General features: G+C 69.8%; 13 protein-coding genes. 10 read left to right on the top strand and 3 right to left on the bottom strand.

The features are described from left to right. Positions 1 to 9 precede the first annotated feature (9 nt). Complete coding sequence (locus K340_RS0100070) at positions 10 to 843, top strand: hypothetical protein (RefSeq protein WP_029135204.1); 834 nt, start codon at positions 10 to 12, stop codon at positions 841 to 843. Between the two features lie 4 nt (positions 844 to 847). On the opposite strand, the gene K340_RS0100065 is transcribed toward K340_RS0100070, so the two are convergent. Further along, entirely contained in the window at positions 848 to 1,294 is a 447-nt protein-coding gene (locus K340_RS0100065) for a hypothetical protein (protein WP_154673969.1), read from the bottom strand. Positions 1,295 to 1,389: 95 nt separating this feature from the next. On the opposite strand from K340_RS0100065, the gene rlmN reads away from it, so the two are divergent. Both rlmN and K340_RS0100055 read left to right on the top strand, forming a co-directional pair. Then, on the top strand, positions 1,390 to 2,514 hold the full coding sequence (gene rlmN / locus K340_RS0100060; RefSeq protein WP_037362097.1) for a 23S rRNA (adenine(2503)-C(2))-methyltransferase RlmN: 1,125 nt from the start codon (positions 1,390 to 1,392) through the stop codon (positions 2,512 to 2,514). Positions 2,515 to 2,544: 30 nt separating this feature from the next. Continuing rightward, entirely contained in the window at positions 2,545 to 2,973 is a 429-nt protein-coding gene (locus K340_RS0100055) for an HIT family protein (protein ID WP_029135201.1), read from the top strand. A gap of 109 nt (positions 2,974 to 3,082) precedes the next feature. On the opposite strand, the gene K340_RS0100050 is transcribed toward K340_RS0100055, so the two are convergent. Beyond that, entirely contained in the window at positions 3,083 to 4,126 is a 1,044-nt protein-coding gene (locus K340_RS0100050) for an alpha/beta hydrolase (protein WP_029135200.1), read from the bottom strand. A gap of 111 nt (positions 4,127 to 4,237) precedes the next feature. Between K340_RS0100050 and K340_RS0100045 the strand changes: the two genes are divergently transcribed. The 3 genes from K340_RS0100045 (at position 4,238) to K340_RS0100035 (ending at position 8,588) form a co-directional block, all read left to right on the top strand. Then, entirely contained in the window at positions 4,238 to 5,818 is a 1,581-nt protein-coding gene (locus K340_RS0100045; RefSeq protein WP_029135199.1) for a TerD family protein, read from the top strand. A gap of 6 nt (positions 5,819 to 5,824) precedes the next feature. Continuing rightward, the gene (locus K340_RS0100040) at positions 5,825 to 7,375 is read left to right on the top strand and encodes a TerD family protein (protein WP_029135198.1); all 1,551 of its coding nucleotides are present in this window, start codon (positions 5,825 to 5,827) and stop codon (positions 7,373 to 7,375) included. 136 nt (positions 7,376 to 7,511) lie between these two features. Beyond that, positions 7,512 to 8,588 carry a fatty acid desaturase family protein gene (locus K340_RS0100035; protein WP_029135197.1) on the top strand — a complete coding sequence of 359 codons (1,077 nt, stop codon included), beginning with the start codon at positions 7,512 to 7,514 and terminating at the stop codon, positions 8,586 to 8,588. A gap of 46 nt (positions 8,589 to 8,634) precedes the next feature. Here K340_RS0100035 and K340_RS34890 read toward each other — a convergent pair whose 3' ends face one another. After that, positions 8,635 to 8,973, bottom strand: coding sequence for a DUF2631 domain-containing protein (locus K340_RS34890; RefSeq protein WP_211229188.1), 339 nt, complete (start codon positions 8,971 to 8,973; stop codon positions 8,635 to 8,637). Between the two features lie 99 nt (positions 8,974 to 9,072). Here K340_RS34890 and K340_RS0100025 point away from each other — a divergent pair, with 99 nt between their 5' ends. From K340_RS0100025 to K340_RS0100010, 4 genes are read left to right on the top strand one after another with little or no spacing between them, the layout of a single operon-like run. Beyond that, the gene (locus K340_RS0100025; RefSeq protein WP_051264644.1) at positions 9,073 to 10,188 is read left to right on the top strand and encodes a 1-deoxy-D-xylulose-5-phosphate reductoisomerase; all 1,116 of its coding nucleotides are present in this window, start codon (positions 9,073 to 9,075) and stop codon (positions 10,186 to 10,188) included. Further along, positions 10,188 to 11,504, top strand: a complete 1,317-nt coding sequence (locus K340_RS0100020) for a M50 family metallopeptidase (protein ID WP_029135195.1) — start codon at positions 10,188 to 10,190, stop codon at positions 11,502 to 11,504. The genes K340_RS0100025 and K340_RS0100020 overlap by 1 nt, the downstream gene beginning before the upstream one ends. A gap of 31 nt (positions 11,505 to 11,535) precedes the next feature. Next, a complete protein-coding gene (gene ispG, locus K340_RS0100015; RefSeq protein WP_037362084.1) occupies positions 11,536 to 12,729 on the top strand; it encodes a flavodoxin-dependent (E)-4-hydroxy-3-methylbut-2-enyl-diphosphate synthase in 1,194 nt (397 codons plus the stop codon). Positions 12,730 to 12,758: 29 nt separating this feature from the next. After that, positions 12,759 to 13,595, top strand: a complete 837-nt coding sequence (locus K340_RS0100010) for a GNAT family N-acetyltransferase (protein ID WP_029135193.1) — start codon at positions 12,759 to 12,761, stop codon at positions 13,593 to 13,595. Positions 13,596 to 13,941 lie beyond the last annotated feature (346 nt).

Raw genomic sequence — 13,941 nt, 5'->3', positions numbered from 1 at the left:
CCTGCTGGTATGACGAACGACCGGCGCTGGGGGATCGCGGTGGTGGTCGCCGCCGCGCTGGCCCTGATCGTCGTCAACCGGGTCAGCGGTCGCAACGTCCACGGCGAGCCGGTCGCGTTGCCGTGGACGCCGCCACCGGCGGTCGGCGCCTGTCTGGTCGTGCCGGACCTCGGCGCCACCAGCACCGAGCCCAGTGAGGTGCCGTGCTCGGAGCCGCACACGGCCGAGGTGGTGGAAAGTTGGCGGGCCGGCGCCGAATCGCCGTCCGGGGCGGCTGCCGGAGCAGATCGCTGCAGCAGCCAGGGCCCCACCATGACCGGGACCTCCGGGCCGGACTGGACCGCGCCCCAGCCATGGCTGTTGTCCCGCCCGGTGAGCGGCGGAGCCCCGCTCGGCTGGCAGGCCTGCGTCGTCGGTCCGGTCACCAGTGGCCCGCAGCTTCGGGCGCTGCAGTACGCCGGATCGGTCAATCCGCTGCCGGGTGGTGAATCGTCGGCTGCCGTCGGCGCCTGCTATCGGGACGAGTTGCAGCAGGTCGATTGCACGACACCGCATTTCGTGCAGCGGATCGGAACGTTCCAACCCGAGTATCTGGCTCGGACACCGGTCACCGGTTGTCTGGACTTCGCGGTGGATCAGGTCGGCGCCGCGGCCTTCGGCGGCGCCCATCCGTTGCAGGCCAAGGTCTCCCAGGACCCCTCCATGGGCAGCATGGTTCTGCAGGACGACGGCAGCCGGCAGCTGGTCCCGATGCAGACCTGCGAAGTGTCCTCGGCCGAACCCGGCCGCGAACTCGTCGGATCGGTGATCGGACTCGGCGACCGACCGATTCCCTACGGCTGACGATTCAGCGGGCCGCGGCCAGCGCTTCCCGCCGGTCGCCGTTGGCGGTCAACACCCAGTCCAGGGTGCCGGCGACCGCCGCGGCAACGGTGACGATCAGCGTCAGCCACAAGCCCGGCCCGGCCGAGTAGCCGGCGTCGACGTTCATCAGCACGGCCACCGTGGCGAGCGCAGCCACCCAGGCCATCACCGAGCCCGCCGCGGGGCGAGCGTGGTTGGCCAGCACTGCGACGGCGACGAACGCCATCAGCAGCACCGCCACCAGCCCCACCCCGAGGGTCAGGCCGTGGCGGACCGTGTGGAACAGCCCCCAGAAGCTGAAGCTCCGGTCGCCGGTGCCCGCATCCGTGCGGAACGACTTGCCGATCCAACTGGTGGCGGTGAGCGCCAGCACGGCCGTCCCGGCCGCCGGCATTAGGCGTTGAACAACGGTGGTTCCGCTGTGGGTCACGGTGGAATCTCCTTCGGTCCCGGGTGCGACGGTGCTCACTGCTGAACGGTTCCAGGGCCGGGTCGGTGTCGTCCGCATGGGAGAATGTAGCGGTCATGACTGCTGAAGCCGCCCGCAAGAGCCTGCCCCTGATCTTTGCCGCTCCCCGCCGTGGGAAGCCACCCGCGCACCTGGCCGACCTCGACGAAGCCCAGCGTAAGGCCGCGGTCCAGCAGGCGGGGCAGCCGGCGTTCCGCGCCGATCAGCTCGCCCGGCACTACTACGGCGGTCTCACCAGGATCGCGGACGAAATGACCGACCTGCCGGCAGCCGGCCGCGGTGAGTTCGTCGACGCGTTGCTGCCGGAACTGCTCACCGAGGTCCGCTCGATCTCCTGCGACGCCGGCGACACCCGCAAGACGCTCTGGCGGGCGCACGACGGCACGCTGATCGAGTCGGTGCTGATGCGCTACCCGGACCGGATCACGCTGTGTGTGTCGAGCCAGGCCGGCTGCGGCATGGCCTGCCCGTTCTGTGCCACCGGGCAGGGCGGTCTGCAGCGGAACCTGTCGACCGCCGAGATTGTCGAGCAGGTCCGGCTGGCCGCCGCCGCGGCCCGCGACGGCGCCCTCGGGGAGCCGGGGCGGCTGTCGAACATCGTCTTCATGGGGATGGGCGAGCCGCTGGCCAACTACAACCGGGTGCTGTCGGCGGTCAAGCAGATCACCGCGCCGAATCCGCACGGCCTGGGCATCTCGGCCCGCTCGGTGACGGTGTCGACGGTCGGCCTCGTGCCGGCGATCAACCGGCTGACGGACGAGAAACTGCAAGTGCGGCTTGCGGTTTCGCTGCACACCCCGGATGACGAACTGCGCGACACCCTGGTGCCGGTGAACGACAAGTGGAAGGTCGACGAGGTGCTGCAGGCGGCCCGCCGGTACGCCGACACCACCGGTCGACGGGTGTCCATCGAGTACGCCCTGATCCGCGACATCAACGACCAGCCGTGGCGGGCCGACCTGCTCGGGCAACTGCTGCGCGAGCATCTCGGGTCGCTGGTGCACGTCAACGTCATCCCGCTGAACCCGACCCCCGGTTCGGAATGGGACGCTTCACCCAAGCCGGTGGAGGCCGAGTTCGTCCGCCGGGTGCGCGCCCAGGGCGTCGCCTGTACGGTCCGGGACACCCGGGGCCAGGAGATCGCCGCTGCCTGCGGCCAGTTGGCCGCGGCCGAGCGCTGACGGTCCGGAACTCGTCGAACGGGAGACTTCATGAGCGAACAATGCCTGTTCTGCAGCATCGTGGCCGGCCAGATTCCCAGCATGAAGGTCGCCGAGGACGAGAAGACCTTCGCCTTCATGGACATCAATCCGGCCTCCGATGGTCACCTACTGGTCATTCCCAAGCGACACAGCAGGGACCTGCTGGAAATCGCGCCCGATGACCTGGCCGCCGTCACCCTGGCCGCGCAGCGGATCGCCGCGGTCGCAGTACCCGCACTCGGCGCCGACGGGGTGAACCTGATCAACTGCTGCGGCGCGGCGGCCTGGCAGTCGGTGTTCCACTTCCACCTGCACGTGATCCCGCGGTACACCGACAAGGACAGGGACAGGTTGACGCTGCCGTGGGTGCCGGACGTCCCGGGAGACCGGGCCGCCATCGCCGCAGTCGGCGAACGAATCGTCGCCGCCCTCGGTTGATCCTGAAAGCGTGTCGCCAGTTCTGCGATGTCGGCCGCAGACCGGTCGACGGAGGTGCCGATCGCAGCCACCATGCCGGTGTCGAATCCCCGGGCAGAAGCGATGCTCCTCAGAATCCGGGCAGTTCCTTCAGAAACGTCAACGTCGCCGTCAGCGCTTCGTCGGCTTCCGCAGTGCCCAACGCGAACTGGTACTCGTGCGGTTGCGGCGGTTCGTGGCCATCATCGAAGAATCGCGCGGTGACCGGCACTCCGAGCCGGCGCAGCCGCTCGGCCATCGGCTTCGACTGTCCGGCCGTCAGCCCGTCGCCGTTGCCGCCGGAGATGTAGGTCGGCGGAAAATCGCGGGTGACGAACCGCAGCGTGGACATCTGGGTGCCGGCCGGCGTCTTCGCCCAGTCCCGCGAACCGGTGTAGGCCCAGAGGGTCTTCTTGAAGCCCCAGCCGACCAGACCCTTGGCCCGGCTCATCATGTCCAGGTCGTACACGCCGCAGTTCAGTACCATCCCGCGCAGTTGCTCGGGTGCCAGTCGCGGCCGGATCCCGACCTGGCGCGCGAACTCCGGATTGGTGACGAGCGCCGCCAGCTGGCTGGCCAACTGGGCGCCGGCCGAATCACCCGCCAGAACCAGCCGGGTCGGATCGATCCGCAACTCGCCGGCATGGTCGATCAGGTAGCCGATTGCCGCGTCCAACTGCCGCAGCGCCGTCGGGTACCGGCCCTGCGGGCCGCGGGTGTAATTCAGGCCGACGGTCGTATACCCCTGCGCCGCAAGGACTCTCAGGTAGGGAGCAATCTGCGACTTGTCGCCGGCGATCCAGCCGCCGCCGTGGATCCAGATCACCGTCGGCAGGGCGTCGGTCCCGGTGTCGGGCGCGAACACGTCCAGCGCGGTGTCCGTGGCGGTGCGGGTGGGGCTGGGCGCATAGGGCTGGTCGAGCAGTTCGGCGATGCCGACCGTCGGCATGTGCGGCAGCATCTGCACCATCGATTGCCGGCCGCCGCGTTCGAAGATCCGACGGATCACCATGGCCATCGGCCACGGCGTCAGATATCTGGACACCCCGGCGAACAGCACGGCCGCGCCGGCCACGACAGCCACCGAGGGAGCCGCCGAACGACGGCGGCGGGATCGGGATCTCTTGGTCGCCATCGGACCAGCATCGCATCGCCGGGCCGCCCGTGCCCGGATGGGCCAACAGGCTGACCCCGGTCGCGGCACCTGGCAGGATCGAGGGGTCAAGCCCCGAACCGAAGGAGCGTCGTGACGACACCTACTGGACCCGCAATCCTGGTCAAAGGCCAGAACGCGCCGCTGGCCGCCTCGTCGGTGCGGATCACCGTCGAGGTGCAAGCACCGACCGATCTGTCCGCGTTACTGGTGACCGACTCCGGAAAGGTGCGCAGCGACAGCGACTTCGTGTTCTTCAACCAGCCCGACGGCCCCGGTGTGCGATGCGTCAAGGACGGCAGCGGCTGGCAATTGACCGTGCAGACCGACCAGATCCCCGCGGACATCCAGACCGTGCGGGCAGTGGTGAACCTGGAGACGCCGGGTCAGCGGTTCGGTCAGGTCGCGCCGCCGGTGGCCCGGATCGCCGACGCCGCCGGCGGCCCGATCGCCGAGTACCGGGTCACCGGACTGGACAGTGAGTCGATCATGGTGGCGGTCGAGCTGTACCGGCGCGGCGCCGACTGGAAGGCCCGTGCGGTTGGCCAGGGCTACGCCGGTGGGCTCGCGGACCTGATCTCCGACCACGGCGTCTCCGTCGACGATGCCGGCTCACAGGCCCCGGCTGCGCCCACCCCGCCGGCGCGGATCGAGGAGCCGGACACCGGGGGAGTCTTCGGCAACATGCAGCCGGCCGCTGCGCAGCCCACGCAGCCCGCGCCGGGGGAGCCGCCGGACACCGGCGGAGCGTTCGGGCATCTGCAACCGCAGCAGCCGGTAGCGCCGCGCCCACCGGCGACCCAGCCGCCGCCGCCCCCGCCGGCGGGCGGCTACCCACCGCCACCGCAGCCGAGCCAGCAACAGAGCCCGGCGGCGTTCCCGCCCCCGTCGGCCCCGGCGCCGAACGTGGGCTACCCGCCGCCGACCGCTGCCGGCGGGCCGGCCGGGTCGGGCTTCCCGCCGCCGACCGGGGCCGCGCAAGGCTTCCCGCCGCCGGGCGGGGCCGCGCAGGGCTTCCCGCCGCCGGGCGGGGCCGGAAACTACCCGCCGCCGACCGGGGCCCCGCAAGGCCAGCAGCCGCCGGCCGGGCTCAGCGCGCAACGACCGGTGAGCCTGCAGAAGGGGCAGCGGGTCTCGTTGCGCAAGGAGTCGGGCGGCAACCTCACGGTGGTCCGGATGGGGCTGGGTTGGGATCCACTGAAGAAACGCGGCATGTTCGGCAACCGTGAGGTCGACATCGATCTGGACGCGTCAGCCGTGATGTTCGCCGACAAGCAGCTCGCCGACGTGGTGTTCTACAACAACTTGCGGTCCAAGGACGGCAGCGTCCAGCACCAGGGCGACAACCGTACCGGCGCCGGTGACGGGGATGACGAGACCGTGCTGATCGACCTGGACCGGGTCGCGGCGCACATCAATTCGATCGTCTTCATCGTCACGTCCTACGAGGGTCAGACCTTCGAACAGGTGCAGAACGCGTTCTGCCGGCTGATCGACAACACCTCCGGCGGCGAACTGGCCCGCTACACGCTGACCGGTGGGATGGCCTTCACCGGCATGGTGATGGCGAAGGTGTTCCGGGACGGCGGTGGCTGGCAGATGCAGGCGATCGGCGAGGGCATCCAGGCCCGCACCCCGTCCGACTCCTTCCCGCAGCTCCCGCGGTTCCTGTAGCGGCCGGTGCAGACCAGGGAGCTCGCCGCCGGGGAGAATACGCCGCTGCCGGCGACCTGGCGACTGACCGTCACCCCCGCCGTACCGCTGCTGATGGTCGCGTTGGACGCTGCCGACCACGTGCACGGCGAGCCGATACCGGTGGTGGCGTCGGCACTTCCGATGAACCTCGGGGCACTGGAGTCGTCGGTGCAGCGGTGCCTGCTGGTCGCTCACGGTCGGCGCCTGCCGGCCGCGACCAGCGAGTTGGACCTGGGGGAGTCGACCCTGGTGGTCCGGTCCGCGGCGCCGGGTGAGGCCCCGGCCACGGTGCTGCTGGAGTGCTATCGGCGCGCCGGCGGCTGGAAGGTGCGCGCGCTGGGCCAGCACTACGCCGGCGGACTGCCCGAACTCGGTCGGGTGCACGGCGCGATGCTGACCGACGCCGCCGGTCTCGCGCCCGCAGGGCCGTCCAACTTGGACAGTGCGGCTGGTGTTTCGGCGGGTTTCGGCGCCGGGGCGTCCACTGTGGACAGTTCTGCTGGTGAGTCGACGGTCCAGCACGACCCGGAAACGATCCAGCGGCACCTGAACGGCATCTGGGAGGACGCCTCGCGCAGTCTGGTCGCTTACGCCGAGTCGATGGCGTTCGCCGACGAGCGCCGCGACAACGAGCTCGGCGCGTTGCTGGCCGATCCGACCCGCCGATCTGCCGGCGGCCCGGCCGATGGGTCCGCCGACCCGGACCGGTCGGCAATCGTCGACACCCAGCGGGCAGCCGTCGAGGCGCGGCATGGCCAGATCGCCGACCTAGCGGCCCGCCGGCGGCTCGATGATCTGGACCAGTTGGTCGGTGAGCTGACCGCACTGGAGACGACGTTCCCGGCTCCCGTCGCAGGCTGGGGCGCGCCCGTCTGGCAGCAGCCGATCGGGCCGGACGGCGTCGGCATCTTCCGGATCGGCACGCTGACCCGCCCGGACAGCCAGGCGCTGAGAATCCCGATGGTGCACCATGTTTCGGCGCTCGGCGGGATCTGTCTGGAGAATCCGGCCGGCGTCGTCGACCAGGCCGTCCGCGGACTGCTGCACCGGATCCTGGCCGCGGTGCCGGCCGGCACCGAGGTCGCCGTGGTCGCCGACGACGACCAGCTGGCCGGCTTCCTCGGCCTGCCGGCACCGGCCCGCCGGCCCGACCAGAACCCGTTGGCCGAACTGGCCCGGCAGGTGGATCTGCACCTGATGGCCGCCGAGGCCGGCGCCATGGCCGACCTGCCCGGTGCGCTGCCGGGCGTGGTGATCGTGCCGTGGCCGGCCCTCGGATTCGGCGCCGCCGAGGTGGCCGCGCTGGACCGGATCGGGGTCGATGGCGCGCTGCTCGGCCTCCGACTTGTCCTGCTGGCGTCCCGGAACCAGCTCGCCGGGCTCGGGTTGCGCCAACAGCCGCGGTATCTGCCGGTGGTAGCGGCGAGCGTGAAGGATCCGTGGACCGGCATCCTCTGGGAGTTCGAGCCGGACGAGGGAACGGCGGATGCGGCGGTGGCCCAACGGATCAGCCAACGCACCGGCCGGCCCGGTTGACCCGCCACTTCCGGCGGCGTCCCGTACGCTGACGATGGCGGTACGACGACCTCGGGTCGCCCCTCACGGACCGACCGTGGGGCGCGACCGGGCGCCGGATCGACGGTGAACCGTATCTCGCAGGGAACTGGACACCTTGACCGCCACCCTCGGCGCTGCACCGGCCACCCGTCACCGGATCGCCACCGACTATTCGGAACTGGCCGCCGTGATCCACGAGCACGGCCTGCTGGAACGCCGATACCGCTACTACGCGGTCAAGATCGGCTCGGTGATCGCAGCCTTCGCCGCTGTCTGGGTCGCGTTCGCGGTGGTGGGTGAATCCTGGGCGCAGCTCGGGATCGCCGCCGCGCTCGGCCTGGTGCTCACCCACCTGGCCTTCCTGTCGCACGACGCGGCCCATCGCCAGGTGTTTCATTCCGGCAAGGCGAACGACTGGCTGGCCAGGGTGCTCGGCAGCCTGCTGACCGGGATGAGCATCAGCTGGTGGGTGCGCAAGCACACCAAACACCACGCGAAACCGAACCAGATCAACTTCGATCCGGACATCGAGCCCACTGTGGTGGTGTTCTACCCCGAGCCGGATCGTGAGCGTGGCCGGATCGCGGCGTTCCTGATGGCTCGACAGGGCTGGTGGTTCTTCCCGATCCTGATCGTCGAAGGACTCAACCTGCACGCCCAGTCGATGGTCACCCTGGTGGGCAAGGCGCCGGTCAAGCATCGTTGGACCGAACTCGGGATGGTCGCCTTCCGCTGGGCCGCCTACCTCACCACGCTGTTCCTGCTGCTCTCACCTGGCATGGCCGCGGCGTTCCTCGGCGTCCAACTCGCGGTGTTCGGGGTCTACATGGGTTGCACGTTCGCGCCGAGCCACAAGGGCATGCCCGTCGCCCCGGAGAATTCCAAGATCGACTTCTTCCGTCGGCAGGTGCTGATGTCCCGGAACATCACCGGTCCGCAGTTCATGACCTTCGCGATGGGCGGACTCAACTACCAGGTCGAGCACCACTTGTTCCCAAGCATGCCGCGGCCGAACCTGCGCAGGGCCAGGGAGATCGTGATGCCGTTCTGCGCCGAGCGGCAGGTGCCCTACACCGAGACCTCGCTGCTGCGCGCCTACGTCATCGTGGTGCGCTACCTGAACAAGGTCGGTCTGGTGCACCGCGATCCGTACCAGTGCCCGATGGTGGCCGGCTTCCGACCCAGGGGCTGACGGATCAGGGCTGACGGATCAGGGCTGACGAATCAGGGCTGACGGATCAGGGGCGGAGTCGGCGCTGCTTGCGGGCGCGCAGCTCGCGGGACACCAGCCAGATGATCATCACGGCGCCGGTGCCGATCAGGTACCAGTCCTCGACGTGGCTGACGTGGTTGCCGAACAGCATCAGCAGGATCACCGCGGTGAACAACAGCAGCAGCAGGCGCGAGCCGCGGGCGGCGAACAGGCTCCAGTCGCCGTGCCAGCCCCACTCGGCGCTCGGCGCGTCCGGGTTGTAAGTGAGGGGAGCGGCATGATGCGCGACCTCGACCTCGGCATGCGCCGAAGGGTCGTGCTTCTGCAGCGCGGTTCCGGCCTCTGACACTGCTGGGTCTGACACTGCTCCTCCTTGATACTGCGGCTCGCGCCCATCTTCGCACGCGACCCTCCGGATCGGCGCGCAGCCCGGCCGACGGGCCGGCTGGGTGACAATGGTCGGATGCGCCGCGTACTCGTCCTGGGGTCCACCGGCTCGGTCGGCACCCAGGCCCTCGATGTGATCGCCGGGCATCCGGACGAACTGGCGGTGGCCGGTCTGGTGGCCGGCGGGTCCCGCCCGGAACTTCTGGCCGCGCAGACCGCCAGGTTTCCCGGGGCGAAGGTCGCCACCGGCATCGACGGGGCGCTGCGGCTGATCGACGAGGTCGACGCCGACGTGGTACTGAACGCTATCGACGGCTCGATCGGCCTGGCTCCGACGCTGGCGGCGCTGGCCACCGGTCGGCCGCTGGCGCTGGCCAACAAGGAGTCGCTGATCGCCGGCGGGCCATTGGTGCTCGCGGCCGCCGGCCCCGGGCAACTCGTCTCGGTCGATTCCGAACACAGCGCGCTGGCCCAGTGCCTGCGGGCCGGCCGGGCCGAGGAGGTCGCCCAGCTGGTGTTGACCGCCTCCGGCGGCCCGTTCCGCGGCCGGCGGCCCGACGAGCTGGTCGACGTGACGCTCGACCAGGCGATGGCCCATCCGACCTGGAACATGGGCCCGGTGATCACGGTCAATTCGGCCACCCTGGTGAACAAGGGTTTGGAGCTGATCGAGGCGCACCTGCTGTTCGGGGTGCCCTACGAGCGGATCGAGACGGTGGTGCACCCGCAGTCCGTCGTCCACTCGATGGTCACCTTCCGCGACGGCGCGACCATCGCCCAGGCCAGCCCGCCGGACATGGGCCTGCCGATCGCGCTCGGTCTGACCTGGCCGGACCGGCTGCCCGACGTCGCCGCGGCCTGCGACTTCTCGTCACCGACGTCCTGGACGTTCGAGCCGGTGGACCACGAGGCGTTCCCGGCGCTGCGGCTGGCCAGGCGGGCCGGGCAGGCCGGCGGCCTGGTGCCGGCCACTTACAACGCCGCCAACGAGGTGGCTGTCGCGGCTTTCCGAGGGGGATTGCTCACGTTCCCCGGCATTTCCGCGGTATTGGCAGGCATCATTGATGAAGCAGAACAGGCGGAAACCCTGACCAGGGATCCCGAGGGCGTCGATGACGTGCTGGCCGCCGAGAACTGGGCCCGGGGACGGGCCCGGGAGCTGGCGACCGAAAGGGCAGGTGCAACGCGCTGATGTGGATGGCGATCGGAATCGTGCTGTTCGCGGTGGGGCTGCTGTTCTCCATCGCCTGGCACGAGCTCGGGCACCTGACCTTCGCAAAGCTGTTCAACGTCCGCACCTCGCAGTACATGGTCGGCTTCGGCAAGACCATCTGGTCCAAGCAGATGGGCGAGACCGAGGTCGGCATCAAGGCCATCCCACTCGGCGGCTACATCCGGATGATCGGCATGGTGCCGCCGGATGCCAAGGGCCGGCAGCGGATCACCACCACGGCCCTCGGCCCGGCCGGCTTCTTCCGGCAGGTGATCGAGGACTCCCGTAACGGCGACCGCTCGCAGGTGCTGCCGACCGACGACGGCCGGCAGTTCTACCAACTGCACCCGTTCAAGCGGATCGTCATCATGTTCGCCGGGCCGTTCATGAACCTGGTCCTGGCGGTCGTGCTGTTCGGGATCGTGATGACCACCATCGGGGTACCGACCCCCAACACCACCGTGCAATCGGTCAGCGCCTGCGTGGTGCCGGCGTCTGCTCCGCTCGCCGAACAGAACAAGACCGAGTGCCCGCAGGACCAATGGACGCCGGCCAGAACGATCGGCCTGGAGCCGGGCGACCGGATCACCGAGTTCGCCGGCACCCCGATCGCCGACTGGGATCAGCTGACCCGATTGATCCGCGCCGCGGCCGGGCAGACCGTGCCGATCGTCATCGATCGCGGTGGGCAGAGCATCAACAAGGATGTCTCGATCGTGCTGACCCAGCGCGGTGTGTACGACAGCCGGGGCGAGATGACCGGCACGTTCGAGACCGGCTTTCTCGGCGTCGGGCCGCAGACGCCGTACGTCACCCAGGGTTTCGGCAGTGCCTTCGACCGCACCGGACAGTTCATCGGCGCGGCCACCCATGCGGTGATCCAGATCCCGGCCCGGATCCCGGCACTCTGGGAGGCGATCTTCAACGGCAAGGAACGGGATCTCAACTCGCCCGTCGGCATCGTCGGCGCCGGCCGGATCTCCGGCGAGATCCTGTCGATGGACACCCAGGCCAAGGACAAGCTGGCACTGTTCCTGACCCTGCTCGCCGGCTTCAACATGAGCCTTTTCCTGCTGAACCTGCTGCCGCTGCTGCCGCTGGACGGCGGGCACATCTTCGGCGCGCTGATCGAGTGGATCAAGCGCGGCTGGGCGAAGCTCGCCCGTCGCCCGAAACCGGCCCCGTTCGACGTGGCCAAGCTGATGCCGGTGGCCTACGTGGTGGCATTGTTGTTCATAGGGCTGACGGCGCTGACTCTGGTCGCCGACGTCGTCAACCCGGTCAAGCTCTTCTGAACCGCCCCGCAGACCGCAGCAAAGGACTCTGATGACGAACACCGCGAGTACCGCTCCCACCGGGATCGGGCTCGGCATGCCGTCGATGCCGGCCGACCGCGAGGTCCCGGTGCTCGCCCCGCGCCGGCCCACCCGGCAGCTGGACGTCGGCGGCGTCGGGGTCGGTTCCGAGTCGCCGGTATCGGTGCAGTCGATGACCACCACGGTGACCGCCGACGTGAACGCCACGCTGCAGCAGATCGCCGAGCTGACGGCGGCCGGCTGCCAGATCGTCCGGGTCGCAGTGCCCACCAACGACGATGCCGCGGCCCTCAAGCAGATCGTCGAGCACTCGCAGCTGCCGGTGATCGCCGACATCCACTTCCAGCCCAAGTACGTGTTCGCCGCGTTGGAGGCCGGCTGCGCCGCGGTGCGGGTGAACCCCGGCAATATCCGGCAGTTCGACGATCAGGTCAAGGAGATCGCCCGCACTGCAAAGGATCTCGGCACGCCGATCCGGATCGGCGTCAACGCCGGCTCGCTGGACAAGCGACTGCTGGAGAAGTACGGCAGGGCCACCCCGGAGGCGCTGGTCGAGTCGGCGCTGTGGGAGTGCTCGCTGTTCGAAGATCACGACTTCACCGACATCAAGATCTCGGTCAAGCACAACGACCCGGTGATCATGGTCCGGGCCTACGAGCTGCTCGCGCAGCAGTGCGACTACCCGCTGCACCTGGGCGTCACCGAGGCCGGTCCGGCGTTCCAGGGCACGATCAAGTCGGCCGTCGCCTTCGGGGCCCTGTTGTCGCAGGGCATCGGCGACACCATCCGGGTGTCGCTGTCGGCGCCGCCGGTCGAAGAGGTGAAGGTCGGCCTGCAGATCCTGGAGTCGCTGAACCTGCGCGAGCGCGGGCTGGAGATCGTCTCCTGCCCCTCGTGCGGGCGGGCCCAGGTCGATGTCTACAAGCTGGCCAACGAGGTGACGGCCGGCCTGGAGGGGATGGACGTTCCGCTGCGGGTGGCGGTGATGGGCTGCGTGGTGAACGGCCCGGGGGAGGCCCGCGAGGCCGATCTCGGCGTGGCTTCCGGCAACGGCAAGGGGCAGATTTTCGTCAAGGGCGAGGTGGTCCGCACCGTTCCGGAATCCGAGATTGTCGAGACGCTGATCGAGGAAGCGATGCGGATCGCCGACGGCATGCGCGCCGAGGGAGTGCCGGCCGGCGAGCCGTCGGTCACCACGGTCTGACGGGCGGACCAGACGGTGGACAGATGCCCGTGCTGACCGCCTTCGGCGCTCGGACGCTCGGCCCGGCGCACGCCGAACGGGTGGCCGAGGCGCTGGCCGCCGACCCGGTCGCCGGATGCCTGGTGGCGGAACGGTTCGAGGCCTGCGGGATGGACCGGACCGCGCTGGGCGGGCAGTTCTGGGGAGTGGCCGGCGGCCGGGACGCGGTCGCATTCGTCGGTGGCAACCTGATCCCGTTGACCGGAACACCCGTTGCCCTGCGTCAGTTGGCGGCCGGGCTCGGCCGCCGCCGACGGACCGTCGCGTCGATGGTCGGGTCGGCCGGTCAGGTGCTGCCGCTGTGGCAGTTCCTGGAGTCCAAGTGGGGGCCGGCCCGCGACGTCCGGCCCGATCAGCCGTTGCTGGTCTGTCAGGGACGACCGCTGGTGGCCCCCGACGAGCAGGTCCACCAGGTGCCGGCGCACCGGCTGGACGAGTACCTGCCGGCGGCGATCGCAATGTTCACCGAGGAGGTCGGCGTCGACCCGTGCCGCGGCGATCGCGGCGTCGGGTACCGGCACCGGGTGCAGGAACTGATGCTCCGCGGGCAGGCGTTCGCCCGGTTCGACGGCGACCGGCTGGTGTTCAAGGCGGAGATCGGCGCACTCTCGTCGCAGGTGGCGATGATCCAGGGCGTCTGGGTCGACCCGCGCTATCGCGGCCGGGGGATCGCGGCACCCGGAATGGCGGCGGTGGTGCGGCACATCCAGGACGGCGTCGGCCGGTTGCCGAGCCTGTACGTGAACCAGCACAACTACGCTGCCCGAGCGGCCTACCACCGGGTCGGCTTCCACCAGGTGGGCACCTTCGCCTCCGTCCTGTTCTGACAGTGAGGATGGTGGTGCTGCCGCGCTGGTCCGGTCTGACTCTTGCTCTGACTGACCGTGGTGTCCTGAACGGGATGTGTCGTCCGGGCTGGTGTGGTGGCGTATTCGGCACCTGCCGGACGGGCGTCGTGACCTTATAGGAGCCTGGCCAGAGGCCCCGTCACTGTCTTGTCCGCCCGCCCGACCGGCGCGTGCCGCCCTTCCCGGTTCAGCGATAGGACGGCAGGTATTCACGATGACATCGACAGCAGACAAGGTCCACACCGGTGCGGTGGTCGAGGTGACCGGCGGTGTTGACACCCACAAGGACACGCACACCGCGGCGGCGGTCGACACTGCCGGGCGA

The organism is Nakamurella lactea DSM 19367 (genome assembly GCF_000426645.1).
Taxonomy (GTDB): Bacteria; Actinomycetota; Actinomycetes; order Mycobacteriales; family Nakamurellaceae; genus Nakamurella; species Nakamurella lactea.
Note: the sequence above shows the minus strand (reverse complement) of the source record. Positions and strands in the feature narration are given on the sequence as shown.

Bases quoted from the DNA above. Each gene is read 5' to 3' on its own strand.
- K340_RS0100025 (WP_051264644.1), top strand. From the start codon at position 9,073: ATGCGCCGCGTACTCGTCCTGGGGTCCACCGGCTCGGTCGGCACCCAG.
- K340_RS0100070 (WP_029135204.1), top strand. From the start codon at position 10: ATGACGAACGACCGGCGCTGGGGGATCGCGGTGGTGGTCGCCGCCGCG.
- K340_RS0100020 (WP_029135195.1), top strand. From the start codon at position 10,188: ATGTGGATGGCGATCGGAATCGTGCTGTTCGCGGTGGGGCTGCTGTTC.
- K340_RS0100055 (WP_029135201.1), top strand. From the start codon at position 2,545: ATGAGCGAACAATGCCTGTTCTGCAGCATCGTGGCCGGCCAGATTCCC.
- K340_RS0100050 (WP_029135200.1), bottom strand. From the start codon at position 4,126: ATGGCGACCAAGAGATCCCGATCCCGCCGCCGTCGTTCGGCGGCTCCC.
- rlmN (WP_037362097.1), top strand. From the start codon at position 1,390: ATGACTGCTGAAGCCGCCCGCAAGAGCCTGCCCCTGATCTTTGCCGCT.
- ispG (WP_037362084.1), top strand. From the start codon at position 11,536: ATGACGAACACCGCGAGTACCGCTCCCACCGGGATCGGGCTCGGCATG.